24 protein-coding genes are annotated in these 25,311 nt (G+C 61.4%); 15 read left to right on the top strand and 9 right to left on the bottom strand.

From position 1 onward, the window contains the following. Positions 1 to 66 precede the first annotated feature (66 nt). The 3 genes from QMZ29_RS05265 (at position 67) to QMZ29_RS05255 (ending at position 3,815) form a co-directional block, all read left to right on the top strand. On the top strand, positions 67 to 2,487 hold the full coding sequence (locus tag QMZ29_RS05265; protein WP_261425997.1) for a fimbria/pilus outer membrane usher protein: 2,421 nt from the start codon (positions 67 to 69) through the stop codon (positions 2,485 to 2,487). A 20-nt stretch (positions 2,488 to 2,507) separates the two neighbouring features. After that, the gene (locus tag QMZ29_RS05260; RefSeq protein WP_025302579.1) at positions 2,508 to 3,440 is read left to right on the top strand and encodes a Csu type fimbrial protein; all 933 of its coding nucleotides are present in this window, start codon (positions 2,508 to 2,510) and stop codon (positions 3,438 to 3,440) included. A gap of 135 nt (positions 3,441 to 3,575) precedes the next feature. Further along, the gene (locus QMZ29_RS05255) at positions 3,576 to 3,815 is read left to right on the top strand and encodes a DUF1480 family protein (RefSeq protein WP_025302578.1); all 240 of its coding nucleotides are present in this window, start codon (positions 3,576 to 3,578) and stop codon (positions 3,813 to 3,815) included. A gap of 55 nt (positions 3,816 to 3,870) precedes the next feature. On the opposite strand, the gene QMZ29_RS05250 is transcribed toward QMZ29_RS05255, so the two are convergent. Both QMZ29_RS05250 and QMZ29_RS05245 read right to left on the bottom strand, forming a co-directional pair. Further along, entirely contained in the window at positions 3,871 to 4,470 is a 600-nt protein-coding gene (locus tag QMZ29_RS05250; RefSeq protein ID WP_025302577.1) for a C39 family peptidase, read from the bottom strand. Between the two features lie 4 nt (positions 4,471 to 4,474). Next, positions 4,475 to 4,867, bottom strand: coding sequence for an ASCH domain-containing protein (locus QMZ29_RS05245; protein ID WP_004931522.1), 393 nt, complete (start codon positions 4,865 to 4,867; stop codon positions 4,475 to 4,477). A gap of 338 nt (positions 4,868 to 5,205) precedes the next feature. Here QMZ29_RS05245 and yniD point away from each other — a divergent pair, with 338 nt between their 5' ends. Continuing rightward, positions 5,206 to 5,298, top strand: a complete 93-nt coding sequence (yniD, locus tag QMZ29_RS05240) for a small membrane protein YniD (RefSeq protein WP_016928013.1) — start codon at positions 5,206 to 5,208, stop codon at positions 5,296 to 5,298. A 38-nt stretch (positions 5,299 to 5,336) separates the two neighbouring features. Here the strand turns inward: yniD and QMZ29_RS05235 are convergent, their stop codons facing one another. After that, positions 5,337 to 5,489, bottom strand: a complete 153-nt coding sequence (locus QMZ29_RS05235; RefSeq protein ID WP_162837925.1) for a hypothetical protein — start codon at positions 5,487 to 5,489, stop codon at positions 5,337 to 5,339. A 159-nt stretch (positions 5,490 to 5,648) separates the two neighbouring features. Here QMZ29_RS05235 and QMZ29_RS05230 point away from each other — a divergent pair, with 159 nt between their 5' ends. Then, a complete protein-coding gene (locus tag QMZ29_RS05230) occupies positions 5,649 to 5,858 on the top strand; it encodes a hypothetical protein (RefSeq protein ID WP_004931526.1) in 210 nt (69 codons plus the stop codon). A gap of 146 nt (positions 5,859 to 6,004) precedes the next feature. On the opposite strand, the gene QMZ29_RS05225 is transcribed toward QMZ29_RS05230, so the two are convergent. Both QMZ29_RS05225 and QMZ29_RS05220 read right to left on the bottom strand, forming a co-directional pair. After that, complete coding sequence (locus tag QMZ29_RS05225; RefSeq protein ID WP_060432931.1) at positions 6,005 to 7,423, bottom strand: serralysin family metalloprotease; 1,419 nt, start codon at positions 7,421 to 7,423, stop codon at positions 6,005 to 6,007. Positions 7,424 to 7,755: 332 nt separating this feature from the next. Beyond that, positions 7,756 to 9,099 carry a 2-hydroxycarboxylate transporter family protein gene (locus tag QMZ29_RS05220; protein ID WP_016928018.1) on the bottom strand — a complete coding sequence of 448 codons (1,344 nt, stop codon included), beginning with the start codon at positions 9,097 to 9,099 and terminating at the stop codon, positions 7,756 to 7,758. A gap of 431 nt (positions 9,100 to 9,530) precedes the next feature. Here QMZ29_RS05220 and pckA point away from each other — a divergent pair, with 431 nt between their 5' ends. Further along, positions 9,531 to 11,150 carry a phosphoenolpyruvate carboxykinase (ATP) gene (gene pckA, locus QMZ29_RS05215; protein WP_261425698.1) on the top strand — a complete coding sequence of 540 codons (1,620 nt, stop codon included), beginning with the start codon at positions 9,531 to 9,533 and terminating at the stop codon, positions 11,148 to 11,150. Positions 11,151 to 11,206: 56 nt separating this feature from the next. On the opposite strand, the gene QMZ29_RS05210 is transcribed toward pckA, so the two are convergent. Beyond that, positions 11,207 to 11,851 carry a TetR/AcrR family transcriptional regulator gene (locus QMZ29_RS05210; RefSeq protein WP_049204082.1) on the bottom strand — a complete coding sequence of 215 codons (645 nt, stop codon included), beginning with the start codon at positions 11,849 to 11,851 and terminating at the stop codon, positions 11,207 to 11,209. A gap of 93 nt (positions 11,852 to 11,944) precedes the next feature. Between QMZ29_RS05210 and QMZ29_RS05205 the strand changes: the two genes are divergently transcribed. The 5 genes from QMZ29_RS05205 to QMZ29_RS05185 all read left to right on the top strand — a co-directional run bounded on the left by QMZ29_RS05205 (position 11,945) and on the right by QMZ29_RS05185 (position 17,373). Next, positions 11,945 to 12,643: a DAPG hydrolase family protein gene (locus QMZ29_RS05205; RefSeq protein ID WP_025302572.1), complete on the top strand. Its 699-nt coding sequence runs from the start codon at positions 11,945 to 11,947 to the stop codon at positions 12,641 to 12,643. An 81-nt stretch (positions 12,644 to 12,724) separates the two neighbouring features. Next, on the top strand, positions 12,725 to 13,111 hold the full coding sequence (locus QMZ29_RS05200; protein ID WP_025302571.1) for a GFA family protein: 387 nt from the start codon (positions 12,725 to 12,727) through the stop codon (positions 13,109 to 13,111). Positions 13,112 to 13,201: 90 nt separating this feature from the next. Beyond that, positions 13,202 to 14,506: an MFS transporter gene (locus QMZ29_RS05195; RefSeq protein ID WP_261425689.1), complete on the top strand. Its 1,305-nt coding sequence runs from the start codon at positions 13,202 to 13,204 to the stop codon at positions 14,504 to 14,506. Positions 14,507 to 14,674: 168 nt separating this feature from the next. Further along, a complete protein-coding gene (locus tag QMZ29_RS05190) occupies positions 14,675 to 15,934 on the top strand; it encodes an MFS transporter (RefSeq protein ID WP_025302569.1) in 1,260 nt (419 codons plus the stop codon). Next, complete coding sequence (locus QMZ29_RS05185; RefSeq protein ID WP_261425682.1) at positions 15,931 to 17,373, top strand: glycoside hydrolase family 32 protein; 1,443 nt, start codon at positions 15,931 to 15,933, stop codon at positions 17,371 to 17,373. Before QMZ29_RS05190 ends, QMZ29_RS05185 begins: the two co-directional genes overlap by 4 nt. 41 nt (positions 17,374 to 17,414) lie before the next feature. Here QMZ29_RS05185 and QMZ29_RS05180 read toward each other — a convergent pair whose 3' ends face one another. The 3 genes from QMZ29_RS05180 to QMZ29_RS05170 form a co-directional block, all read right to left on the bottom strand. Beyond that, positions 17,415 to 18,416 (bottom strand): LacI family DNA-binding transcriptional regulator, encoded by a 1,002-nt coding sequence (locus QMZ29_RS05180; protein ID WP_261425680.1) that lies wholly within the window; start codon positions 18,414 to 18,416, stop codon positions 17,415 to 17,417. A 69-nt stretch (positions 18,417 to 18,485) separates the two neighbouring features. After that, positions 18,486 to 19,043: a HutD/Ves family protein gene (locus tag QMZ29_RS05175; RefSeq protein WP_261425679.1), complete on the bottom strand. Its 558-nt coding sequence runs from the start codon at positions 19,041 to 19,043 to the stop codon at positions 18,486 to 18,488. Next, positions 19,043 to 20,413, bottom strand: coding sequence for a formimidoylglutamate deiminase (locus QMZ29_RS05170; RefSeq protein WP_261425678.1), 1,371 nt, complete (start codon positions 20,411 to 20,413; stop codon positions 19,043 to 19,045). Before QMZ29_RS05170 ends, QMZ29_RS05175 begins: the two co-directional genes overlap by 1 nt. Positions 20,414 to 20,593: 180 nt before the next feature. On the opposite strand from QMZ29_RS05170, the gene hutC reads away from it, so the two are divergent. From hutC to QMZ29_RS05150, 4 genes are all read left to right on the top strand, one after another. Next, positions 20,594 to 21,349, top strand: a complete 756-nt coding sequence (gene hutC, locus QMZ29_RS05165) for a histidine utilization transcriptional repressor HutC (protein WP_025302564.1) — start codon at positions 20,594 to 20,596, stop codon at positions 21,347 to 21,349. Positions 21,350 to 21,506: 157 nt separating this feature from the next. Continuing rightward, on the top strand, positions 21,507 to 22,730 hold the full coding sequence (gene hutI / locus QMZ29_RS05160; protein ID WP_261425675.1) for an imidazolonepropionase: 1,224 nt from the start codon (positions 21,507 to 21,509) through the stop codon (positions 22,728 to 22,730). Beyond that, positions 22,727 to 23,530, top strand: coding sequence for an N-formylglutamate deformylase (gene hutG, locus QMZ29_RS05155; RefSeq protein ID WP_261425673.1), 804 nt, complete (start codon positions 22,727 to 22,729; stop codon positions 23,528 to 23,530). Before hutI ends, hutG begins: the two co-directional genes overlap by 4 nt. Before the next feature lie 245 nt (positions 23,531 to 23,775). Next, positions 23,776 to 25,311, top strand: a complete 1,536-nt coding sequence (locus tag QMZ29_RS05150; protein ID WP_197811050.1) for a serine hydrolase domain-containing protein — start codon at positions 23,776 to 23,778, stop codon at positions 25,309 to 25,311.

Genomic DNA, 25,311 nt, shown 5'->3' with positions numbered 1-25,311 from the left:
GCCCAGGTGCAGCCGATAGAGAGGCTATCGACGCGGCGTTTCAACCTCAAGCCGCTGGCGTTTGCCATGCTGAGCATGGCGGCCGGCGGCTGGCTGCCGTTTGCGTTCGGCGACGATCTGCCCCCACCGCCCAGCGCCATCAGCATGCCGGACACCACGCTGTATCTGGAGCCGGTCGTCAACGGGCGCCAAACCGGCAACGTCGTGCCAGTCAACTATCGCGGCGGTCATTACTACATGACGCCCCAGCAACTGCTCGACGCCGGGCTGCCGGTAGCGGATAAACAGGCGAAAGACATCGCCGTCGATCGGCTGGAGAAGGTGGATGTCAGCTACAGCGGCGAGAGCCAGCAGTTGCTGATCAACGTGCCCAACGACTGGTTGCCGCAGCAAACCATCGGCGCCCATTCACCGCTGCAACGCTTGCCGGCGCAAAGCAGCCTGGGTTTGCTGTTTAACTACGACATCTATGCCAGCCAAAGCAACGGCAATGGCCGACCAGGCTACCTGTCGGCGTGGAGCGAACAGCGGCTGTTCGACGGTTTCGGCGTCATCGCCAACACCGGCATCTACCGCAGCGGGTTTAACGGCGGGCCAAACGACGATGGCGGCCGCTATATTCGATACGACAGCTACTGGCGCTTCAACGATGACCAGCGGATGCTGAGTGTGATCGCCGGTGACTTAACCACCGGCTCGCTCCCCTGGAGCAGCGCCGTGCGCATCGGCGGCTTGCAATTGGCGCGCAATTTCGCGGTACGCCCGGATCTTATCACCTATCCGCTACCGCAGTTTTCCGGCCAGGCGGCATTGCCCAGCAGCGTCGATTTATACATCAACAGCTATAAAAACAGCACCACCAACATCAATCCCGGGCCGTTTACCCTCAACAGCGTGCCCTACATTAACGGCGCGGGTCAGGCCACGGTCGTCACCACCGACGCCCTCGGCCGTCAGGTCAGCACCACGGTGCCGTTCTACGTGGCCAGCAACCTGCTGCAGACCGGCATGAGCGATTTCAGCGTTTCCACCGGTTTGCTGCGGCGCAACTACGGGTTGAATTCTGCCGATTACGGGCAATGGGTAGGCAGCGCCAGTTTACGTTACGGCGTCACTGATTGGTTAACCCTGGAAGGACGCGCCGAAGGCGCAGCCGAATTGGCGGTCGGCGGCGGCGGCGCCGACATTCGCGTCGGACAATGGGGGGTTTTCAACGCGTCCTACAGCGTCAGCCAGGCCGGCGACGAAGCGTTTAACGGTGGCCGGCCGATACAATCCCCCACGTATTATGACCCGCTGACCGGCAGGCCGTTGCAACAGCCGGATCCCCAGCCCGTCTATCGCTACACCGGCAACCACGGCGATCAGAGCAGTTTTGGCTACACCTACAGCAACTCACGCTTCAGCCTCAACGCGCAACGTATCCTGCGCAGCGCCGATTTTGGCGACATTTCCGTGTATAAAAGCGACTACCGTCTGAGCCGCCGCACCGATCAATTGACCGGCAGCGTCAGCCTGGGCCGGCTCGGCAGCCTCGGCGCCGGTTATTTTGACGTACGCGACGCCATCGCCCAACGAACTCGCCTGATGAACCTGTCCTACAGTGTGTCACTTTGGCGCAACAGCAGCCTGTACGCCTCGCTGAACCGGGAAATCGGCAGCAGCGGTTACAGTGCCCAACTGCAGCTCTCCATTCCGTTCGACAGTTGGGGTACCGCCAGCTTCAGCGCCGCGCGCGACAACAACAACCGCTGGAGCGAACGCGTCAGCTACAGCCGCGCCGCGCCGACTGATGGCGGTTTCGGTTGGAATCTGGCCTACGCCAATAACCCGAGCGGCGGCGATTACCGCCAGGCGGTTCTGACCTGGCGCACCCGCAGGCTCGAAGCCCGAGCGGGCGTATACGGTACCCGTGATGAAACCAACCACTGGGGAGAAATCAGCGGTTCGCTGGTGGCGATGAACGGCGGCGTGTACGCCACCAACACCATCAACGATGCCTTTGCGCTGGTGTCCACGCAAGGATACGCCGACATTCCGGTGAGCTATGAGAACCAGCCGATCGGCAAGACCGATGCCCAGGGCTATTTACTGGTGCCGACCGTCACCTCTTACTACCATGCGAAATTCCAGATTGATCCGCTCAGCCTGCCCGCCGACGTCGCGCTGCCGACGGTGGAAAAAACCGTCGCCATTCGCGATCACAGCGGTTTTCTGGTCGAGTTCCCCATCCAACCCATCTCCGCCGCCGACGTCGAACTGGTTGACGAGCAAGGCAAACCGCTGGCCAACGGCAGCCAGGTGGCGGTGGTTGGCGGCCATCAGCAAAGCTATGTCGGTTGGGATGGCATGACCTATATCGACCCGGTGCAACAACACAATCGCCTGAGCGTGATCCCGGCCGACGGCGGCCCGCCGTGCCAGGCGGAATTCAGCCTGGCGAAGCCTCAGGGCATCCAGCGCGTCGGCCCGGTTGTCTGCCGCTAATTCAACGACGGAGAGTCACTATGTTTCGGGGATTGAAAGCCTTATTGTTAACCCTTTCGCTGCTGCTCTGTCAGCGCGCATTCGCCGACTGCGCCACCACCAACGGCACCGTCACCTTACCGGGGAGCAGCTCTTTCGTGGTCTACAATGGGCAGATCAACGCCCAGGGCACCGCCGGCCTCAACTGCACCGGCCTCGGCCTCAATTTGCTCACGCAAAACACCGTCACGGTCAAGATCGCCTCCACCACCAACAATATGGCGGTTGCCAACACCGACGGTTCCGGCGATAAAATCGCTTATCTGATCTACCCCGACGCCAACTACCAATATCCTTACAGCATCGGCCAAACCATCGACTACAGCTCGCTAAACCTGCTGTCGCTGATCCTGATTTCCTCCAACGTCAACTTTCCGCTGTATATCAAAACCACCGCCGGCGCCAACGTGCGCGCAGGCACCTATACCGACAGCATCAACCTGATCTGGAATTACCATATTTGCGGCCTGGGCGTGCTCGGCCTGTGCGTTTGGTGGGACGGCGTCGACAAACCCAGCACGGTCAGCGTCAGCGTCACCATCACCAAAGACTGCCTGATCGGCACCGCGCCCAACGTCAACTTCGGCAGCATGGCGTTGGTCGGGCAGTTCAATCCTGTCAATCAGAGCATCACCCTGACCTGCACCAAAACCGAGGGATACAACACCTATTTCACCAACGGCAATAACCCGGTCTCCGGTTGGCGACGCATGAAAAGCGGTACCAGCAATTTCATGCAGTACCAGATTTACTTGCCTAATACGACGACCGTTTGGGATAGCACCAACAAACAGAGCGGCGCCGGCACCGGCCTGGCGCAAAGCATCCCGTATAAGGCGGCGGTCAATGCGGCGCAGACGGAAGTGGCGGTCGGCAGCTATCAGGACACGCTCAGTTTTGTGGTGGAGTACTAGGCGTTGTGTTTTGCCGGCGTGGAAATTGTTTCCAAAATGTAATTTTTATGTGGCATTTTTTGCTCATTTGGCTATGCTCTTACCAATGGCCAAACTGGTCTAACCTCCTACCACACCATTGAGCAAGGAGTTCCCATGAGCAAAACCGTCGTAAAAATTGGCAGCTTCGAGGTCGATGACGCGCATCTTCACGCCGGCGCCGACCGCACCGGCACCCTGAGCATTCCCTGCAAGTCCGATCCGGATCTGTGCATGCAGCTGGACGGCTGGGATGAACATACCAGCATCCCGGCCATCCTCGACGGCAAACAGTCGCTGCTGTACAAGCAACACTACGATCGGCAAGCGGACGCCTGGGTGATGCGGCTGGCATGAAAATGCATCAGAACTGCTGACGACGCGCTGTTTTCATCGGAAACAGCGCGTTTTTTTATGCGATGGCGATGCCGCGGCCGGCAAAGAAAGGGGCGAAGCGGCTGAGCGGCAGGTGCACCCGCTCGCGCGTCGCCGGGCTGTCGCCCGAAGGATTGTGGAAGATCACGCTTTGCGCATCGGCGGCGGTGATCAGCACCAGATGCCCGCCCCGCTGCGGCGGCGTACTCTCCGGCCGGCGAATGGAGGGATGCACCGAGGCGATAAAGTAGCGGCATTCATGAAGCAGCGCCGGCACCTCGGCGGCCTCTAGCCCCACCTTCACCTCCGCTTGCAGCGCGAACTGCTCGCGCACATACTCGACGAACGGCGCATAAATCAGCCCCTTTATCCGCTCACCTTCGCGTACATAGGCGCCGTAGGGCAGGCTGCGGCGCGCCAGCTCCAGCAGCGGCGGCGCTTCGCCGTCGCGGTGGCCCAGCACCATTTTCAGGCAGGCCATGCCGCACACGTGGTTGGCCCACTCGACGTACTCTGCCCGATCGCGGGCGCCGCTGCGCGCCCAATTTTCGTCTTGCGCCAGCGTCGCGCGGCCGGCGATCAGATCGGCGGCCAGCTCCGGGCTCGCCCACTGGCACTCGTAGGGAACGGCGCGCATAAGATTAAAATTTGTCGACGACTTTGAAATTCATCAGCACCAGCGTCATGTCCGGCGAGAACAGGTCATACTCTTCGAAGAAGCGCTGCAGCTCTTTGCGCCAGTGCGCCAGCGAGCGATCGCCCTCGCCTTCGGCAAAGGCGTGCGCTTCATCAACCTGATCGTAAGTTTTCATTTCCACCGCGGTCAACTCGACTGCGCAAACCGGCTCACCCTTGCCGTCCACCACCAGGAACAGATCGCCGGCCTGTGGGATCCCTTCGCCGTCCAGGTTAGAACAGGTGGCCGTTTTGGTGCCATTGAGGATCAATTGCACGACTTCATCGGCCTGCTGCTCGGTATCGCCGAACGCCCAGCGCTCAAGGTGCTCGTATTTCTGTGGAATTGCCGTCGCCATGATTATACCTTTAGGAAAAATGCATCAATGCAGACAGGATAGTACAACGTATTGCCGGCCGTCTGCATCCGTCCCAAGCGCGACTGCGCGTTTTGCCAGCGCCACTTTTACGCGTTTTTACCTTTCTTCGCTGTGCCTGCCGCGCTGCCGGGCGCATACTGTGAACATTATTCACCCAATGGCGACCGCCAGGCGGTAACATGCAGCAAAATGACATCGATGCTGACGATACCTTCAGCGATTTACTCAACGGCGTCGCGTTAGTGACGCTTGTCCTCATCACCCTCGCCGGCGGGTGGTATTTCAGCTAAAAGGGGCGCAACGTGGCAACAAAACGCATGGGCAACAAGCTCAGTAAAATGGTCGTGGTGCTGCTGCTGATCTGCCTGGCGTTGCTGCTGTTGCGTTGGGCGGCGATCGCCTTCGGTTAATGCCGCGAGACGACACCGGCCGAACGCCGGCGCCCTGTTCATCGCCGCCGTGGCGCGGTCGGCTCCAGCAACTCCTGCAAATAGGCCAAACGCGCCTCCCCCTGAAGCAACCAGCGGCGACACAGCCAATGCTGCGTTTCACCCGTGCGGCTCAGGCGGTAGTACTCCGCCAAGGTTTCGACCCAGTTCATGATGTTTTCTCCTGCTTTTCGACACCGTCAGTATTGAGCGTAAAAACCAGAAGAAATACTGATGGCTTGTTTTTTATGCTTCCTGTTTTAGGCGGCGGGTAGCGAAGCCGCAGTTCAGCTGTTACATTGGGCAAAAATCAACCCACCGAGGTGTAGACCATGACGTTCTCGGAACAGGAGATTAAACCCGTATGGGATGAGGTCGCACGCCTGATCGGCGACGGCGTGATGCAGCTGCGCCATCGCGGTGAAGCGCTGTCGGTGGAAACGCTGGAAAAACATCTGGCGCGGCAGTTGGCGGACAGCAACGATATCGAACGGCGCATCCTACTCGGTGCCGCCATCAACATGCTGAAAGGCGGAAAATGAATCGCCAACCGAAAAGGTTGGCGATTCGACAGAAGCCCGAGGTATGCAAGCCCGGCCTTCTGCGCGCTACTATGTCACGCTAATATGACGTAATTAATAGGAATTGTCGGGTTTTTGCCCAAAACGCCCTATTTTTGTTGCCTGCATTACGCCAACACGAAATCGCCGGCATCCAGCGGCTGCCCCACCACTTTCACCAGGAAGTCGTTGCCGTCAAAGGCGCCGCCCAGGTTGATCGCCACATCGCTGACGTGATTTTGCTCATCGTAGCTCAGCTTCGCCTCGCCCGCCTTGCCGCTGAACTGATCGACGAAGCGGATGCCGTCGGCGCTGCCGGTGTTGAACAACGTCAGATCGATCTTGTCCTCGCCGCGCACGAAGTCGCGGATCCAATCCGGCGCCGCCGCCGTCGACTCATCCGCCGCAAAGTAGACGAAGGTGTCCTTGCCGGCACCGCCCCACAGCTGATCCGCCCCTTTGCCGCCGTACAGCACGTCATCGCCCGCGCCGCCCTTGAGCACGTTATCGGCGGCGTTCCCGACCAGCACATCGTTACCCGACCCGCCGATGGCATTTTCAATCGTCACGCCTGCGGCGATAGACACATTGCCTTTCAGGCCACCAACGTCCGAGAACGCCTTTTCATTCAGGTTGATGCGCTGATTTTGACCGAAGCCGGAGAAGTCGAAGGTGTCGTTGCCGCCGGCATCCCAGGCGGTGAAAATTATCTTGTCCTGCGCGCCGGTGGCGGTGAGGAAGTCGCGATCGGTGTTGGAATTGAATCCGTAAACCGTGTCGCCGGTGCGGGTGTTCATGTTGGCGCCGTAGAAATGCTGGATCGCCGTGATGTCGTTGAGCAACGGCCCAGAAGAGTACGCGCCTTTAAAGTCCTGCCCGGTGTTGCTTTCGCTGAAATAGCTCATTAGGCTGTGGGCACGGCTGTCTTCGAAGTAGGTCGCGTCTTTAGCGTAGGTGATGCTGACGCCCGGCGCGGCGTTATAGTCGCCCGGGTGCTGCAACCCCAGCGCATGGCCGATTTCATGGGTGAAGGTCTGGCGGCCGTACTCGTTTTCATGGATCTGGTTGTTGACGAAGGTGTGGTTCTTGGCGTTATACCAGGTTTGCCCGGCAACCGAAGGCGATGAATCCGGGTTATACGCAAAGGCATAGGAGCCGCGCGAGCTGTAGTCGAACAGGCCGAATTTGATGTTGGCAGCGGCGGTGTTGCTGGTTTCGGTGAAGGTGATGTTAGCCACGTCTGACCATGACTGCAGCGACAGTTTAGCCTGCTCGCGCTGTTCGGCGTTAAAGCTGCTGAAGCCGCTGATGCCCATGCTCGACATGTTGCCCGGCGCCTTTTCCCAGAAGCTGTAGGTCAGAGAGACCGGCGTGTCGGTCACGCCCTTGTCGTGCCAACTGCGATCGCCGCGCACCAGCTCCAGGCCGGCGTTTTCGAACGTTTTCGACGGATGAAGCACGGTAATGGTGTCGTCTTCATCGGGTTTATAAGCGCCCAACAGGGCTAATACGCCTTCGGCCTTAACGGAAGCATTGCTTGATGACATAACCTTATCTCCATATTCGTCAATTCAATCGGGGGGATGCCCCAACTGGCGGATTGCCTGAACGGCAGCGGCCCGGTGTTGAATCAATACGGGGATATCGGTAATGCGGTGGCGCCTTCCCTCGGCACTCTGAATGAGAACGATAATCCCTTAAGAGAAAAGAATAGACACATTTTCGTCGAGTACAGAATTTTCTCAGATAAAGTCCGACTATGCATTTGCGCCATACGAATGATTTTCAAGATAATCATCCGCATTATCACGATGAGCGGAAAAAACGCATAAAAAAACCGGGGCAATCCAACCCCGGTTATCCATAAGAAACTCTGGACTCAGACTAACCAACCGAGCAGCAGCGTCGCGCCAATGACCGTGGAAGCGCCGCCAATGCGCGTGGCGATTTGGGCGAATGGCATCAGCCCCATACGGTTCGACGCCGACAGGATCGCCACATCGCCGGTGCCGCCCAGGCCACTGTGACAACAGGTGACGATTGCCGCCTCCACCGGGAACATCTTCAGGTAAGGCGCAATCAGGAAACTGACCAGCCCCATCGACAGCACCACCGAGCCGCAGACCACCACATAACCGACCGAGAACACTGCCACCACGCTTTCCAGCGGCACGTACAGCATGCCCAGACCGATCATCAGCGGCCACACCAGCGCCGTGGAGACGAACTTGTAGAAACTGTGCGCGCCGGTTTCCATCGAGGCCGGGATCACCCGGCAGTACTTGCACAGCACCGCGAACAGGATCATCAGCACCGGGCCGGGAATATGCACGATGTGTTCGAACAGACCGCCGACGATAAAGAAGGCGCAGATCACCAGCAGCCCGCCGCCCATCAGTTGGAAATCGACGTTGCCGCTTTGCTCCTTGATGGCGAACATCGCGTTCTCCTGCGCCGAACGGATCAGCATGCCGTCGCCGCTCAGCGCCTTGCGCTGCATGCCGATACGCGCCAACACCCCGGCGGTCACGATGGCGAAGATGTTACCCAGCACCGCCGCCGGCGCCAGCTGCGCGACGTAGACGTCCGGCGTCGAGCCCAGGATCGCCGAATAGGCCAGCGACAGCGGTAAAATCCCCTCGCCGATGCCGCCACCGATGATTGGCACGATGATGAAGAAGAAGGTGTGATAGAAGGTAAAGCCGAACAGCTTGCCCACCAGCAGCCCGGTGATCACCGCCGTGATCGTACCCACCACCAGCGGCACGAACATGCGAATCATCCCCTGGATCAGGATCACCCGGTTCATGCCGAGAATGCTGCCGACCACCAGACTGGCGATGACGAAATAAAGCAGGTTGGCGTCTTTCATCAGCAGATGGACGGTGCCCATAACGTTGGGCTGGAAGACATTGAAATAGACCAGCACCGAAGGCACCATCAAACACAGAATGGCCGGCCCGCCGATATCGCGCAGCACGGGAATGCTTTTTCCCAACTGAGCCAGCGCAAAGCCCAGCGTCATTATCACTGCCAGGCCGCCGATCATATTTTTCGGCAGGAAGTTGGCATAGGCGGAAATCGCCACGATGGCGCAAATCGTGATAAACAACGCGATCGGTACCGCGCCGATATCTATTTGACGAAGTTGATTAATTAATCCTGAGGATTCGGACGATGCCGTATTTTTATCACAGGCCAGTTCTGCATTTATCTGTTTCATTATTCACCCTGCTGACAAGCGTACAGTACGGTTAGATTCACCTGGCGCAACATCCCGCCATTGCCAAGCAAAAACAAATGATTACGAAAAATCCTATTGTGGATTTCGCTTTTTCTAATAAGAAATAAAACAGTAGACAGCCCTGAAGATATGATAAAAAATAAAAATGCAAAACTAAATTACACCGACGGAATTCAATATTGTGACCCTCCGCCAAGGTTGGTTTTAATTAATTATCGTCAGCATTTTGTAATTAAAGTAAGCAGGTTTAAATTCGCTGCTATGCTATAGGAGGGCGAAAAATCCCCCTGTTTTATTAATAAAGAACCGGAAACGCAGTAGCTGAATCCGGTCAGCTTGATCCGAACCTTAATCCTGCGCGCGGCACCGCTCGGGAAAGAGGCATAATATGACTCATAAGGAAGTAGAATATGTCTTCACGCGCTGTTACCCCACAAACTCTCGCTCGCTACGGCATCCATCAGGCCGCCGATATCGTCTATAACCCCAGCTACGAATTGCTGTTCGCCGAAGAGACCCGCGCCGACCTGCCGCCGCTGGAACGCGGCACCCTCACCCAACTGGGTGCGGTCAACGTCGCGACCGGCGAATTTACCGGCCGTTCGCCGAAGGACAAATACATCGTGCGCGACACCACCACGCGCGACACCGTCTGGTGGTCCGACAACGGCACCGGCAAGAACGACAACCAGCCGCTGTCGCCGGAAGTCTGGCAGCATCTGAAGACGCTGGTGGGCAACCAGCTCTCCGGCAAGCGTCTGTTCGTGGTGGACGCGTTCTGCGGCGCCAACGCCGATACGCGCCTGAAGGTGCGCTTCATCACCGAGGTGGCCTGGCAGGCGCATTTCGTGAAAAACATGTTTATCCGCCCAAGCGACGCCGAGCTGGCGGACTTTGAGCCGGACTTCGTGGTAATGAACGGCGCCAAATGCACCAACCCGGACTGGCAGCAGCAAGGGCTGCACTCGGAAAACTTCGTCGCTTTCAACCTGACCGAGCGCATGCAGCTGATCGGCGGCACCTGGTACGGCGGCGAAATGAAAAAAGGCCTGTTCTCGATCATGAACTACCTGCTGCCGCTGAAGGGCATCGCCTCGATGCACTGCTCGGCCAACGTCGGCGAGCAAGGCGACGTGGCGGTGTTCTTCGGGCTGTCCGGCACCGGCAAAACCACCCTCTCCACCGATCCGAAACGCCAGCTTATCGGCGATGACGAGCACGGCTGGGACGACGACGGCGTGTTCAACTTCGAAGGCGGCTGCTACGCCAAGACCATCAAGCTGTCGCCGCAGGCGGAGCCGGAAATCTATCAGGCGATCCGCCGCGATGCGCTGCTGGAAAACGTCACCGTGCTGGCCGACGGCAGCATCGACTTCGACGATGCCAGCAAAACCGAGAACACCCGCGTCTCCTATCCGATTTATCACATCGAGAACATCGTCAAACCGGTGTCCAAAGCCGGCCATGCGCGCAAGATCATCTTCCTGACCGCCGACGCCTTCGGCGTACTGCCGCCGGTATCGCGCCTGACGCCTGAGCAAACCCAGTACCACTTCCTGTCCGGCTTCACCGCCAAGCTGGCCGGCACCGAGCGCGGCATCACCGCCCCGACGCCGACCTTCTCCGCCTGCTTCGGCGCCGCGTTCCTGACGCTGCACCCGACGCAGTACGCCGAAGTGCTGGTGAAACGCATGGAGGCCGCCGGCGCCCAGGCTTACCTGGTCAACACCGGCTGGAACGGCAGCGGCAAGCGTATCTCGATCAAAGATACGCGCGGCATCATCGACGCCATTTTGAATGGCGACATTGAACAGGCCGACACCTTCACGCTGCCGATCTTCGGGCTGGCAGTGCCGACAGCGCTGCCGGGCGTCGATCCGTCGATCCTCGATCCGCGCAAAACCTACGCCGACGAATCGCTGTGGCAGGAGAAAGCGCAGGATCTGGCGCAGCGCTTTATCGATAACTTCGCCAAATATACCGTCACCCCGGCGGGCGAAAAGCTGGTGAACGCTGGGCCGAAGCTGTAACGCAGACGTTTTGCATCCTGTTGTTCAAGGGCCGATTCGTCGGCCCTTTTTTGTATTCACGCTTCCGCCAGCAAACCCGGCATCACCAGCGCCACCGCCGCCGCGATGCGCTCGTCGATCGCGCTGCCCGGCGGCAACAGTCCCAGCGTCATCTGCCGTAGCGGTTCGGCGATGGTCATCGCCAACAGCAGGTCGCTGGTTTGCGCCCAGTCGCGCGCACGCAGCCAGCCGCACTGCTGCTGGCGCTGCAGCCAGTCCGCCACCGTAGCCCGGCCGCGCTGAATGCCGTTGCGCTGATAGCTGTCCAGCAGCGCCTCGCGCCCCGGAAACTCGCTTTGCAGCAGCCGAAACATCCCTACCGCCTCGGCGCTCAATACCTGCTGCGCGATGGCCTTCAGCCCCTTTTCCAACAGCGGCGCCACCGCCTCCCACCGCCCGGCATCCTGGGCGAAGGCCGGCTGAAACGCCTCGGTCCAGCCGCTCACCGCCTGCGCGACCAGTTCGTCGCGATTGGCCGCAAAGCGATACAGGGTTTTTTTAGCCACCCCGGCGCGTTTCGCCACCGCGTCCACCGTTGCTGCGGCATAGCCGCCGTCGAGCAGCAACGCCAGCGTCGCTTGCGCCAGCGCGGCGCGCAGCGCCGTTTCCGGCGTGGCCGGCCGGCCGCGAGCGCGCGGCGGTTCTTCATTCGGGTTCGCCATATTTATTCCTCACAAGCATTGACAGACTCAGCATACCGGCATAGTTTTATTTTGGAAACACAATTCGTTTCCAAAATAAAACAGGAACCCATTATGACACATCCTTCCCTGCTGGCGCCCTGGGGCGTTAACGATATCAACGAGTTGCTCAAGCCTGAACCACTGCGGCTGGAGATGGGGCTGAGCCGCAGCGCCGACGGCCTGCTTACCGTCGCGGTCCGTACCGATCTGCACGGCTGCAAGGGGCGCATGCTGGACTGGTGGTTCACCTTCTTTGAGAACACGCAGCACATCAACTGGTGGCACCCACACGATCACGTCGAACATCGCGGCTGGGACCGCCATTGGAAAAAAGGGGAAAGCTACGTCGGCGCCAGCATCGAAGCGGTCGAATGGCTGGCGGAGCTGCCGCCGGTCGCGGCGCGCCTCAAATTCCACGCCGCCGAGGACTTCTTCGCGCCGCAGCCGCTGCGCCAGGCGCGTGACGCGCAGGCGCTCTCCGCCGCCGTGTGCGCGCGCATCGGCTTCGGCGACCAGGTGGCGTTGGATGACAACGGCGATCCCTGCGACGGCGAGATGCTGCATCTGGCGCGCGATACGCCCTACGGGTGCGTACTGCGCAGCCGTTTTCTGTTGGGTAAAGCCTGCGCCAACGCCCACGACGAACTCTCGGACGACATCGGGTTTAACCTGATGCGCCACTGCTACAACGAGTTCAGCTATCTGGCACAGTTCCTGCCGTCGCTGTACTACGCCGAAAACGGCCGCGAGCCGGCGCCGTTACTCTGGTAAGCCACCGGCGGGCCTGTTATTTTTTCGCGATGCCGCTATAGTGATTTTCATCGCCATTCCCGCGTTTATGACGGAGAACTCATGGAAAATCCAGGCTATAGCGGCGGCTGCCTGTGCGGACATATTCGCTTTCAGGTGCACGGCCTGCCCGGTAACCCACACAGCTGTTCCTGCGAATTTTGCCGGCGCCACTCCGGTGCACCGACGCTCTGCTGGGTCGAATTTCCGCGTCAGGCCGTCGAGTGGAACGGCCCGGGCGGCATGCCCACGCTCTACCGCTCTTCCCCCTATTCCAGCCGCGCCTTTTGCCCGCGCTGCGGCAGCACGCTGGGGGCGATCGACGACGAGCCGACGGTGGCGTTGAGCACCGGCAGCTTCGATCGGGCCGATCTGCCGGAGCTGCGCCCGGTCTCGCACGCGTTCGCCGATGTTTGCCCCGAATGGTGGCATATCGACGGCATGCGCTGAGCGCCTCACAGTTCCCGCTGAAATCAATTGATTGTTTTGTCGTATAAATTTAGAACTGACGAACAATAATTCAAATGTATGGGAACGGGGATGAATCAACAGACTCTCGACGCGCGCCGGTCGCGTCAGGCGTTGCTGGCCGGCTCGGTTGGCAACTTTATCGAATGGTATGAGTTCGGGGTGTACGGGTTCCTGGCTACCGTCATCGCCGCCAATTTTTTCACGCTACAGGGAGAAAATGAAGTCACCAGCCTGATCCTCACCTACGCCGCCTTCGCGCTGGCGTTTTTCTGCCGGCCGATCGGCGCGGTGATCTTCGGCCGCATCGGCGATCTCATCGGCCGTCGCCCGACGCTGATTGCGGTTCTGTTGTTGATGACGCTGGCCACCGCACTGATCGGCGTCATGCCGACCTATGCCTCGATCGGCGTCGCCGCCCCGCTGCTGCTGACGCTGCTGCGCATGTTTCAGGGGCTGTTCGCCGGCGGCGAATTCGGCGGCGCCGTGTCGCTGATGACCGAGTTCGCCCCGAAGGGCAAGCGCGGGCTGTTCGGCGCCTGGCAGTCGCTGACCGTCGCGCTCGGCCTGTTGGCCGGCGCCGGATTGGTGGCGCTGTTGGCCGCGCTGCTCAGCGCGCAGCAGCTGCATGACTGGGGCTGGCGCATTCCGTTCCTGCTGGCGCTGCCGATGGGCGCCGTGGCGCTGTGGCTGCGGCTCAAGCTCGAAGAGACGCCCACGTTTACCCAGGCGCAACAGGCCGCGGAATACAGCGCCCCACCGCCGGAAGCGAGCTTGGGCGGCGTAGCGAAAACCATACTGATCGGCATCGGCCGCATGATGGGCTGGTCGGCCGCCGGCTATACCTTTCTGGTGGTGATGCCTTCCTATTTGCAAACCTCGCTGCACGCCACCTTCCAGCAGGCGCTGGTGGCGACGGTGCTGGCCAACGTCGGCTTCGCCCTGACCATTCTGCCGGCGGGCATCATCAGCGACAAACTGGGGCGTAAAACGGTGATGCTGACGGCGGTGGCGGCGGTGATCCTGTTCACCTTCCCGCTGCTGCACCTGTTGCAGGATGCGCAGAGTTCACTGTGGGTCAAAGGGCTGGCAGTGATGGTCGCCGGCGCCGTAGTCGGCCTGCTGGCCGGCCCCGGCCCGGCGATGCTGGCGGAGATGTTCCCGACCCGGGTGCGCTATACCGGTTTGGGGCTGGCTTACTCGCTGTCCAATGCGGTGTTTTCCGGCTCGGCCGGGCTGATTATCACCGGCCTCATCAAACAGACCGGTAATATCGACATTCCCGCCTACTACGTGGTCGCCACCTCGGTGGTCAGCCTGTTTGCGCTGATGACGCTGCGCCGCGACGATCATCTGCGCTCGCTTAACGAACGTTAATCCTGCGGGGGCACATCGCCCCCTTGCCAACTCGTGACCTCGATCACAAGGCACAAATGTTAACGTTAACTTTTGTGATTAACATCTCATGCGTGATATCTGGCCGCTTCATCCTTTCGCGAGTTAACGTTAACAATAGAGCTAACTTCACTCACCGGGGCCCTACCCATGAACCGCGAAACTAAAAAATATTACGTGCTGCTCAGCGGCCTGCTGTTCTTCTTTTTCTTCACCTGGTCTTCCAGCTTTTCGCTGATCTCGCTGTGGCTGAATCAGAAGATCGGCCTGAAAGGCGCCGAGACCGGCCTGATCTTCTCCGCTATCTCGTTGGTGGCGCTGTGCGCCCAGCCGCTGTACGGGTTTATTCAGGATAAACTTGGTCTGCGCAAACACCTGCTGCAGTTTCTCGGCGTGATGCTGCTGCTGACCGGCCCGTTCTTTATCTACGTTTACGCCCCGCTGCTGGCGAGCAGCCTGCCGCTCGGCGCTTTGGTCGGCGGGGTGTTCATCGGCGCGACCTTCTTCGCCGGTATCGGCGCGCTGGAATCTTATACCGAGCGAGTCAGCCGCATCAGCGGTTTCGAATTCGGCCGCGCCCGCATGTGGGGCTCGCTCGGCTGGGCCAGCGCCACCTTTGTGGCCGGTTTTATCTTCAATATCAATCCGAACATCAATTTCTGGCTGGCCTCCGCCGCCGCCGTGGTGTTCCTGGTGCTGCTCAGCCAGGTACGCGAGCTGAAGCCGAACGCCATGGCCGGCCTGGCGTTCGGCAAACCGGAAAACCTGCGGCTGCAGGACGCGCTGGCGCTGCTGCGCATGCCCGGCTTCTGGGCACTGGTGGTGTTTGTGCTGGGGATCAGCGTATACAACGTTTTCGATCAGCAATTTTCGGTCTACTTCGCTTCACAGTTCGCTTCTCGCGCACAGGGCAACGAGATGTACGGTTTTCTCAACTCGCTGCAGGTCTTCCTCGAGGCCGGCGGCATGTTCCTGGCGCCGCTGCTGGTGAACCGCATCGGCGCCAAACAGGGGCTGTTGCTGGCCGGTGGCGTGATGGCGCTGCGCATGTTCGGTTCCGGCTTAGTCAGCGGTGCCCTGATGATCTCCGCCATGAAACTGCTGCACGCCGTAGAATTGCCAATCCTGCTGATCGCTATCTTCAAATACATCGCGAGCCGCTTTGACAGCCGACTCTCCTCCACACTGTACCTGGTAGGCTTCCAGTTCATCACCCAGGTGATGGCCAGCTTCCTGTCGCCGCTGGCGGGCTACGGTTATGACCGCATCGGCTTTGCCGACACCTATCTGCTGATGGGCTGCGCGGTCGCCGCCACGACGCTTGTCTCCTGTTTCCTGCTGCGCGGCGAACGTTCCGCCAGCGTAGCCCCCTTTCAATCCGCCATTAAATCAAGTGAGTCTGTCCAATGAACACTGCCTTAGCTCAAGCCGACCATGCAGTCGAAGCCCTGCGTGCAGAGCGCCGAGACGATTACTACCCGCAGTTCCATCTCGCGCCGCCCGCCGGCTGGATCAACGATCCCAACGGCCTGATCTGTATTGACGGCGTCTATCATGCGTTCTTCCAACATCATCCCCATAGTGAGCACTGGGGGCCCATGCACTGGGGACATGCGACCAGCCGCGACCTGATACGCTGGCAGCACCAGCCCATCGCCCTGGCACCCGATGCGCCCTATGACAAAGACGGTTGCTTTTCCGGCTGCGCCGTAGATGACAACGGTGTGCTGACGCTGATTTACACCGGCCACGTGTGGCTGGGCGAACCCGGTGACGACAGCCAGGTGCGGGAAGTGCAATGTCTGGCCACCAGCGAAGACGGCATACGCTTCATCAAACACGGGCCAGTGCTGGCCCCGCCGGACGGCATTCAGCATTTTCGCGATCCGAAAGTCTGGTGCGAAAACGGCGAATGGTGGCTGGTGGTCGGCGCCAAAGAAAACGGCCTGGGCCAGGTGCGCCTGTACCGTTCTGCCGACCTGCGCGCCTGGCGCTTCGATCGGGTGCTGGCCGGCGCGCAAACGGCACATCAAGGGTATATGTGGGAATGCCCGGATTTCTTCCCGCTGGGGGAACAACACCTGTTGCTGTTCTCGCCGCAAGGGCTGGTGGCGCAGGGCTACCGCTACCGCAATCGCTTCCAGAGCGGCTATCTGCTTGGCCACTGGCGGCCTGATAGCGACTTTACGGTGACCCAGCCCTTCTGCGAGCTGGATGCCGGCCACGATTTCTATGCGCCGCAGACCTTCACCGCCGCCGACGGCCGTCGGCTGCTGTTTGCCTGGATGGATATGTGGGAATCACCGATGCCCAGCAAAGCGCACCGCTGGGCCGGCGCCCTCACGCTGCCGCGCGAACTGACGCTGGCCGCCGACGGCAGCGTCCGCATGAGCCCGGCGCGTGAACTGACGGCGCTGCGCCGAGAGTCACACACGTTTTTGGCGCAGACGCTGACCAATCAGCATCTGCCGCTGGCGAACGATATGCAGGAGCTCATCCTGACATTGAGACCGGCCGACAGCGACGCTGAGCGGTACGGGCTGGCCATTGGGAGTGCGGCGCGCCTGTTTGTCGACAATCAGGCGCACCGACTGGTGCTGGAGCGTTTTGATGAACACCCGGCGCTGTGCACATGCCGCAGCGTGCCGCTGCCGGGGGGTGACATCCTGTCGCTGCGGATCTTTATCGATCGCTCATCGCTGGAAATCTTCGTGAATCAGGGAGAGGCCTGCCTGACCAGCCGCTTCTATCCGACGGCGGGCGATCGCCGTCTCCGCCTGTTCGCCGAAGGCGGCCGGGCGCAGTTCGAGCCCATCACGGGATGGCAGTTGGCGAGCATCTGGGGGTAATGGGAATGAGCGCCGGGCGCGCAGCGGCGCGCCCGGTGTGGCTACAGCGAACCACGCTCCAACAGCGGGCAAGGCACTTTCACCGTATCACGCTGTTCCCGCCGCTCAATCACATGCAGCGCCGCAAGGCGGCCCAACTCGTAATGCGGCAGCTGCACCGTCGTCAATGCCGGCAGGAACAGCTCACCGGTGCCGACCATATTGTCGTAGCCCAGCACCGCCACCTGTTGCGGTATCCGCCATCCTTGCGCCAGCAATACCTGATACACCAGAAACGCTATCCGATCGTTTCCGCACACCACGACATCGCAATCGCGCCGTCCTGCAGAGAAATGCCGCTCCAGCAACGCGACGCAGTCGCGATAGCTTTGATCGCCGCCGCTCAGATCGAGATGATACTGCTGCAGCTGTTCAACATCGCGCCCCGCTTCGCGCCAGGCGCGTTCCAGACCGCGGCGGCGCAGGCCCGCCGCCAGCGTATCCGCCGGTAAATGAATGCACAATGGCGCGCGATAGCCTTTGGCGATCAGCGTGCGCGTGGCGTCATACTGCCCTTGCTCATCATCAGGAATGTAGCTGGCGATCGCATGCGCCGGGCTGACGCAGTTGGCCAGCACCAGCTTTTTGTCCAGCAGTTTGGTCGGTAGCGTCATCTCACGCAGCCCCATCGTGGTGAATATCACCCCATCCGGTCGATGCGCCAACAGCAGATCGACGGTCTGTTCGGCGTTGTCGTCGGCAAACAGGTTGACGACGAAGCTGTTCCAGCCGCGCTCACGCGCGGTTTTTTCAATCGACAGGATCATTTCCACCGAGAACGGCGTCGTGGCGGTGTCCAGCGCCAGCACGCCGAGCGTCTGCACGCGATTTCCGTCACCGCGAATACGCCGCGCCGACAGATCCGGCACGTAGTCTAACTGGTCGATCGCCTGTTTGACGCGGTGATAGGTTTCCGGCCGCAGCTTGCCGGGTTCATTGATGGCGCGGGACACCGTCATCAACGAGACTCCGGCAAGTTTTGCGACGTCTTTCAGCGAAGCCATGCGCCCTTCTTTATGATTAATGGGGAAAAGTGAATAATCCCATAACCGGGCGCAGGACTCTACTCTGCGTTAGCAGGCTGTGATGTTCGCCCACAGGATCGCGCCGTCGGCCGTCAGCGGCGCCACTTCGCCGCCCGCCGCCGTCCACCAGACACCCTCGCGCGCCCGCAGTTCGCCGCCCTCCGGCAGCGACCAAACGCCGCTCAGCACATACAGCACACCCGCCCGGTTGGGTGACAGGGTGACGGGCGCAGTGCTGCGCCGCACCTCGGCCGCCTGCCGGCCGCGGCGTGTCATGATGTTGAAATCCTGACTGGCGCCGCCCAGCAACGTCGCTTCCAGCGCCACGTCGCCGGAAAAGGCGAACGGCTCCCCGATACGCGCCAACTGATGGTCGATATGCCCGGCGCTGAACAGCCGCACGCCGTCGCCTTCCAGCAACGTTATCGAGCGATCGATGCCCGCAAAGGCGGAAAACGGCCCGTCCTGCGCGATGGTGGCGATACTGGCGCGCCAGTCGAAATCCGGCTCGCCCGGCGGCCAGCTGACGATTTCACGGGTTTCCCCACCGCCGTTGCGCCACGGGCTGACCGGCAGCGCGGCGAAGTTAAAACGGGTCAGGCTCATTATGCCTCCTGCTGAAAGGTTTTCAGCACCTGCAGGAACTCTGCGCTGCTCTGCTGTTGCAGCGCGTGCCGCCCCTGCTCGATCACCTGCCGGCCACCGACGAACACGTCGCGAATTTGCTCCTTGCCGCCGGCGAACAGCCAGCGATTGAGGATCGAGGCGTCCGGCGCCGCCACCAGATACGGATCGTCGCCGTCCAGCACCAGCCAGTCGGCGCGATAGCCGCTCTGCAGCCGACCGATCGGCGCGCCGCACGCCTGCGCGCCGCCCTGCAGCGCCTGCAGGTACAGCACATCGCCCACCGCCGACTGTTCCGGTGTCGTCAGGCGATTGCGACGCTGATCGCGCAGCCGCTGGCCGTATTCAAACCAGCGCAGCTCTTCCACCACGTTGAGCGAAACGTGGCTGTCGGAACCGATGCCCCAGCGCCCCTGCTGCTGCAGGTAAGCGTCGCCAGGGAAAATGCCGTCGCCGAGGTTGGCTTCAGTGGTCAGGCACAGGCCGGCCACCGCGCGGCTGCGCGCCAGCGCTTCCAGCTCATCGCGATCCAGATGGGTGGCGTGCACCAGACACCAGCGCTGATCTACCGGCAGGTGGTCATACAGCCAGGCCACCGGGCGCTGTCCGCTCCACGCCAGACAGTCGTTCACCTCTTTTTGCTGCTCGGCGATATGAATATGCACCGGCAAGGTGCGATCCGACGCGGCCAAAATCTGCTGCATCTGCCCCAGCTCCACCGCACGCAGCGAGTGGAAGCACAGCCCCTGGTTCTGCAACGGGCGATCCGCCAGTTGGCGAGCAATCACCTGCTGCTGTTGCAGATAGCTTTCGGTGTCCTGGATAAACCGTTTCTGCCCCGGCTGGGCCGGCTGGGCGCCAAAACCGGCGTAGCTGTACAGCACCGGCAGCATAGTCATGCCGATGCCGACCTGATGCGCGGCCTCGCTGAGGCGGCCGGTCATCTCACCGCGATCGGCGTAAGGCTTGCCGTCGGCGTCGTGATGCAGGTAGTGGAATTCGGCCACCTGGGTATATCCGCCCTTGAGCATTTCGATATACAGTTGACGGGCGACCACCTCCACCTGCTCCGGCGTCAGGCGCTGCACCAGCCGATACATCAGATCGCGCCAGGTCCAGAAGCTGTCCTGCGGGTTGCCCGCCACTTCCGCCAACCCGGCCATCGCGCGCTGAAAGGCGTGGGAGTGCAGGTTCGGCATGCCCGGCACCGCATCGCCGTGCAGCCGGGTGCAGCCTTGCGGTTCAGCGTTGGCGGTAACTTGAGTCAGATAACCTTGCGCATCGACGTCCAGCCGGACGTTATGCGCCCAGCCCTCAGGGAGCAAAGCGCGTGGGGAAAAATAAGCAGGCATGGCAGTATTCCACGGTTAATGTAACGGCGAATAAGGCGCGGCGATGGCGCGTCTTCAGGAATTTTTGGCGGTCGCCGGCAAGTTTCTGGCGCGACGGCCACTAGTTGTATATACATATACATACGCCGACATCAACAGTAAACTGGTGTTATTATTTTTTTATTTGACGAGGTTAACGTCGTGGCTGAACAACAGACCGTGTTACAACTGGCGGCTGCAATGAGCGATGCCCCCGCCCCGATCTACCAACGGGTCAAACAGGCGATCGTGAATCAAATCCGTGCGGGGCACTGGCAACCGCACCAGCGCGTGCCCTCCGAAAGTGAACTGGTGGCGGAACTGGGCGTCAGCCGCATGACCATCAACCGCGCGTTGCGCGAGCTGACCAGCGAAGGTTTTCTGATCCGCATGCAAGGCGTCGGCACCTTCGTCGCCGAAGCCAAGGCGCACACCGCGCTGCTGGAAGTGCACAACATCGCCGATGAGATCGCCGCGCGCGGTCATCGCCACAGCAGCAAGATCCTCGAGCTGAAGGCCCGCCCGGCCAGCGAGGAAGAGGCGACGGCGCTGGGCATTCAACCCGGCCAACGGCTGTTCTACTCGCAGATCGTGCATTACGAAAATGACGTGCCGGTGCAGGTGGAAGACCGCTGCGTCAACCCGCTGGTGGCGCCGGATTACCTGAAGCAGGATTTCGACCGCGTCACGCCTTACACCTATCTGACGCAGGCCGCGCCGCTGACCGCCGGCGAACACATCGTCGAAGCGGTGATCCCCACCCGGCGCGAAAGCGAGCTGCTGCAGCTGGAAGACCACGAACCCGGCCTGCTGATCCACCGCCGCACCTGGTCCGGCAAAACCGTGGTGACCTCGGCCCGGCTGCTGTACCCCGGCAGCCGTTATCAACTGTTCGGCCGCTTCACCAGCGAAGTCTGATCCCCGGCGGGCGCGCCCTGCGCCCGCATCTCCGCTGTCGATCACATCCTGATAACAAAATCTCTCCCGCCTCTTGTGACATCCCGGTGAATGCGTTAGGTTGTTTTTAATTGTATATACAACCATGTGGGAGCTGCGGCTCCGGCGGAGGAAAGCAATGACGTCTGAGATTCACTGTGACAGCCTGTGGCACGGCGCCGATATCGTCACCATGCGCGACGGCAACTATCACACCCTGACCGACGGCGCGATCGCCGTACGCGACGGCAAGATCGTCTGGATTGGCGAACATGCGGCGCTGCCGCCCGGCCTGATCGCGGACGAAACGGTGAAATTCGATGGCGGCATCATTACCCCCGGCTTTGTTGATTGCCACACGCACCTGGTGTTCGGCGGCAACCGCAGCGGCGAGTTCGAACAGCGACTGAACGGCGTGAGCTATGCCGACATCGCCGCGCAGGGCGGCGGCATTATCTCCACCGTGAAAGCCACCCGCGAGGCCGACGAAGCGCTACTGCTGGAGCAGGCGCTGTTCCGCCTGCGTCCGCTGCTGGCGGAAGGCGTCACCTGCGTGGAGATCAAATCCGGCTATGGCCTCAGCCCGGAAAGCGAGCTGAAAATGCTGCGGGTGGCGCGCAAGTTGGGCGAGCTGCTGCCGGTCGAGGTGAAAACCACCTGTCTGGCGGCCCATGCGCTGCCGCCGGAATACGCCAACCGCGCCGACGACTACATCAATCTGGTCTGCGATACCATCATCCGCCAGGCCGCCGCCGCCGGCCTGGCGGATGCGGTTGACGCCTTCTGCGAACACCTGGCGTTCTCACCGGCGCAGGTGGAGCGAGTCTTCGCCGCCGCCGAAGCCGCCGGTTTGCCGGTCAAACTGCACGCCGAGCAACTCTCCGCCCTCGGCGGCAGCACGCTGGCGGCGCGCCATCACGCGCTCTCCGCCGACCATCTCGAATACGCCACCGAGCAAGATGCCCGCGCCATGGGCGACGCCGGCACCGTGGCGGTGCTGCTGCCGGGCGCCTACTACCTGCTGCGCGAAACCCAATGCCCGCCGGTAGAGCTGTTCCGCAAGCACCACGTGGCGATGGCGATCGCCAGCGACGCCAACCCTGGCACGTCGCCGGCGCTGTCGCTGCGTCTGATGATCAACATGGCCTGCACGCTGTTCCGCCTGACGCCGGAAGAAGCGCTGGCGGGCGTTACCACCCACGCCGCCAAAGCGCTGGGGCTGCAACACAGCCACGGCACGCTGGAAACCGGCAAGGTGGCGGACTTTGTTCACTGGCCGCTGTCGCGGCCGGCGGAACTGGCTTATTGGTTGGGCGGCCAGCTGCCCTGTACGGTGATTTTCCGAGGAGAAGTACGTCAATGACCATTCGCGATCCTTTTAGCTTCCAGACCGGCAGCCTGCCGCTGCTGATCAGCATCCCACACGCCGGCACGCAACTGATGCCGGCGGTCGAGGCCGGGCTGACCGACGATGCCCGCCCGCTGCCCGATACCGACTGGCACATTCCACAGCTGTACGACTTCGCCCGGGCGATGGGCGCCAGCGTACTGGTCGGCAACTATTCGCGCTTCGTCATCGACCTGAATCGCCCGGCGGACGACAAGCCGCTGTACACCACCGCCACCACCGGTCTGTATCCCGATGTGCTGTTCGACGGCCGCCCAAGCTTCCTGCCGGGCAAAGCGCCGACGGACGAAGAACGCGCCGGCTATCTGCAGCAAATTTGGCAACCTTATCATCAGCAGCTGCAGGACGAGTTGGCACGCCTCAAAGCGCGGCACGGCTATGCGCTGCTGTTCGACGCGCACTCCATCGCCTCGGTGATCCCGCGGCTGTTCGACGGCAAACTGCCGGATCTCAACCTCGGCACCAACGGCGGTGAAAGCTGCGCCCAGGCGCTGAGCGATCGGCTGGTCGCCTGCTGCGAGCAGCAACAGCAGTACACCCACGTGCTGAACGGCCGCTTCAAGGGCGGTTACATCACCCGCGCCTACGGCCAACCGCAGCAGCAACAGCATGCGATCCAGCTCGAGCTGGCGCAGGTCAACTACATGTCCGAACAGTATCCTTTCGCGTTCGAACCGCAGCGCGCCGCCTCGCTGCAGCGCCTGCTCAAGCAGATGATTGAAGGCCTGTTGGACAGCGCCGCCAGACTGAACTGATCCCCTTTACAGGCGCCGCCGGGCGCCTGTTCCTCTCCCTGTCCTTAACCGTAACGTCAGCCGCAATCTGCGCGCTATATCAAAGTTTCGCGTGATTCCCTACTGACTGGTCTAAACAGCGCACAAAACAGCGGCCGACGAAAAACGCGCTGCGCCACAATCAGCCGAAAAGCCCGCGCTCATCGTCAGCGCCGGGCGGCGTGTGGCCGAGCTGGCCCGTTTCGAACCATCACTCTGGAGGCCCTATGTCTGTAACACCGTTAAACTGGCGCGCTGCCGGCGCCCTCGCCGAACAATTGCTGGCCGGCTGGCAACGGCGTGGCGAACCCGGCGGCGCCATCACCCTGTTTGACGCCGAACAACTCCGCGCCACCGCCAGTGCCGGCTTGGCCGATCTGGCGCAGAATACCCCCTTCACCGCCGACAGCGTGGTGCGCTACGCCTCAGTGACCAAGCACATCTTCGCCGCGTTGGCGCTGAACGCCACCGATCGCGCCATTCGACTCGAACAACGCCTGGGCGAACTGCTGCCCGCCCTGCAGCCCGCGTTGGCGGACGTTACCGTCAGCCAGGCGCTGGACATGACCGGCGGTCTGCCTGACGTGCGCGAGACGCTCGGTCTGCTGGGCATATCGCTGCATGCCGTCAGCGAGGCGCAGCCGGTGATGCAGTTTGTCGAGGGGCTGGAAAGATTGAACTATGAAGCCGGCAGCGAGATCGCCTACAGCAATACCGGCTATCGGCTGCTGGAGGCCGCGCTGCGCAGCAAAGGGTATGATTTCGACCAACTGGTGCAACAGCACATCGCCCGGCCACTGCAGGTGCAGATGCAAGCGCCGGAAAGCTGGTTCGACGTGGTGCCAGGGTTGGTGCCGGGTTACTGGCGTGCGGCGCGGGGCTGGCAACACGCCAGCGCCGGTCTGCACCTTTCCGCCTCCGGCAGCCTGACCGGCAGCCTCAACGCCCTCACCCGCTGGCTGCAAACGCTGCTGGCCGACCAGGGCCCCGGCCAGGGCGTGCTGGCGCAACTCGGCGCACCGCGCCGCCTCAATCAGGGTCAGCTCAGCGCCTATGGACTGGGGCTGGCGCAGACGCCGCTAGGCCGCCGCCGCTTGCTCGGCCACGGTGGTTCCCACGCCGGTTACAAAACCTATTTCCTGCTGGCGCCCGATCGCCAGGTCGGCGTTGCGCTGGTGGCCAACCGCGAAGACTGCGACAGTTTCGGGATGGCTTTGCAGGTGATGGCAGCGCTGCTGGGCGAACCTTTGCCGCAGCGCAGCACGGCGATCCCCGACGGTCTCTACGCCACGCTGGCGGAGCCGCACTGGCTGGAGGTCAAAGACGGCAACCTGGCCTATCTGGGCAGCGATGAACCGCTGTATCAGGGCGAAGACGGCTACGCGGTGTCGCTGTCCGCCCATATGCCAATCAAATTGAAGTGGACCGGCGAAGCGGTCGAGGGCGAAGTCGGGCATGTGGCGCGCCGTTTCCTGCCGGTCACGGCCAACGGCGACTGCCTGAAGCATGTGCAGGGGTTGTGGTATCACCCGCACTATCGCACCGCCTTTGAAATTCGCGGCAATCGGGTGCATATTGGCGTCGGCCCAGCGGCGCAGACCGGCACGCTCAGCCCGCTCGGCCAGGGCCGCATGCTGGTGGAGTGCCAGGACGGCCCATGGTTGAAACGCTTTTGCCTCTATTTCCGCGGTTACAACGTGGATCTCATCGCCAACCGCAGCCGGATGCTGACCTTCCGCCGCAGCACCGTCGGCCGCGACTGA

The organism is Serratia sp. PF-27, from assembly GCF_030053255.1.
Taxonomy (GTDB): domain Bacteria; phylum Pseudomonadota; class Gammaproteobacteria; order Enterobacterales; family Enterobacteriaceae; genus Serratia; species Serratia bockelmannii.
The sequence above is the reverse complement of the archived record's forward strand: the minus strand, read 5'-3'. Positions and strand labels throughout refer to the sequence as shown.

Excerpts from the sequence above, each read along its gene's own strand:
- pckA (WP_261425698.1), top strand. The coding sequence starts at position 9,531 with ATGTCTTCACGCGCTGTTACCCCACAAACTCTCGCTCGCTACGGCATC.
- QMZ29_RS05220 (WP_016928018.1), bottom strand. The coding sequence starts at position 9,099 with ATGAAACAGATAAATGCAGAACTGGCCTGTGATAAAAATACGGCATCG.
- hutI (WP_261425675.1), top strand. The coding sequence starts at position 21,507 with ATGACGTCTGAGATTCACTGTGACAGCCTGTGGCACGGCGCCGATATC.
- QMZ29_RS05250 (WP_025302577.1), bottom strand. The coding sequence starts at position 4,470 with ATGCGCGCCGTTCCCTACGAGTGCCAGTGGGCGAGCCCGGAGCTGGCC.
- QMZ29_RS05195 (WP_261425689.1), top strand. The coding sequence starts at position 13,202 with ATGAATCAACAGACTCTCGACGCGCGCCGGTCGCGTCAGGCGTTGCTG.
- QMZ29_RS05235 (WP_162837925.1), bottom strand. The coding sequence starts at position 5,489 with ATGAACTGGGTCGAAACCTTGGCGGAGTACTACCGCCTGAGCCGCACG.
- yniD (WP_016928013.1), top strand. The coding sequence starts at position 5,206 with ATGGGCAACAAGCTCAGTAAAATGGTCGTGGTGCTGCTGCTGATCTGC.
- hutG (WP_261425673.1), top strand. The coding sequence starts at position 22,727 with ATGACCATTCGCGATCCTTTTAGCTTCCAGACCGGCAGCCTGCCGCTG.
- QMZ29_RS05185 (WP_261425682.1), top strand. The coding sequence starts at position 15,931 with ATGAACACTGCCTTAGCTCAAGCCGACCATGCAGTCGAAGCCCTGCGT.
- QMZ29_RS05200 (WP_025302571.1), top strand. The coding sequence starts at position 12,725 with ATGGAAAATCCAGGCTATAGCGGCGGCTGCCTGTGCGGACATATTCGC.
- QMZ29_RS05205 (WP_025302572.1), top strand. The coding sequence starts at position 11,945 with ATGACACATCCTTCCCTGCTGGCGCCCTGGGGCGTTAACGATATCAAC.
- QMZ29_RS05265 (WP_261425997.1), top strand. The coding sequence starts at position 67 with ATGCTGAGCATGGCGGCCGGCGGCTGGCTGCCGTTTGCGTTCGGCGAC.
- QMZ29_RS05175 (WP_261425679.1), bottom strand. The coding sequence starts at position 19,043 with ATGAGCCTGACCCGTTTTAACTTCGCCGCGCTGCCGGTCAGCCCGTGG.
- QMZ29_RS05255 (WP_025302578.1), top strand. The coding sequence starts at position 3,576 with ATGAGCAAAACCGTCGTAAAAATTGGCAGCTTCGAGGTCGATGACGCG.
- QMZ29_RS05245 (WP_004931522.1), bottom strand. The coding sequence starts at position 4,867 with ATGGCGACGGCAATTCCACAGAAATACGAGCACCTTGAGCGCTGGGCG.
- QMZ29_RS05260 (WP_025302579.1), top strand. The coding sequence starts at position 2,508 with ATGTTTCGGGGATTGAAAGCCTTATTGTTAACCCTTTCGCTGCTGCTC.
- QMZ29_RS05170 (WP_261425678.1), bottom strand. The coding sequence starts at position 20,413 with ATGCCTGCTTATTTTTCCCCACGCGCTTTGCTCCCTGAGGGCTGGGCG.
- QMZ29_RS05225 (WP_060432931.1), bottom strand. The coding sequence starts at position 7,423 with ATGTCATCAAGCAATGCTTCCGTTAAGGCCGAAGGCGTATTAGCCCTG.
- QMZ29_RS05230 (WP_004931526.1), top strand. The coding sequence starts at position 5,649 with ATGACGTTCTCGGAACAGGAGATTAAACCCGTATGGGATGAGGTCGCA.
- QMZ29_RS05210 (WP_049204082.1), bottom strand. The coding sequence starts at position 11,851 with ATGGCGAACCCGAATGAAGAACCGCCGCGCGCTCGCGGCCGGCCGGCC.
- QMZ29_RS05150 (WP_197811050.1), top strand. The coding sequence starts at position 23,776 with ATGTCTGTAACACCGTTAAACTGGCGCGCTGCCGGCGCCCTCGCCGAA.
- QMZ29_RS05190 (WP_025302569.1), top strand. The coding sequence starts at position 14,675 with ATGAACCGCGAAACTAAAAAATATTACGTGCTGCTCAGCGGCCTGCTG.
- QMZ29_RS05180 (WP_261425680.1), bottom strand. The coding sequence starts at position 18,416 with ATGGCTTCGCTGAAAGACGTCGCAAAACTTGCCGGAGTCTCGTTGATG.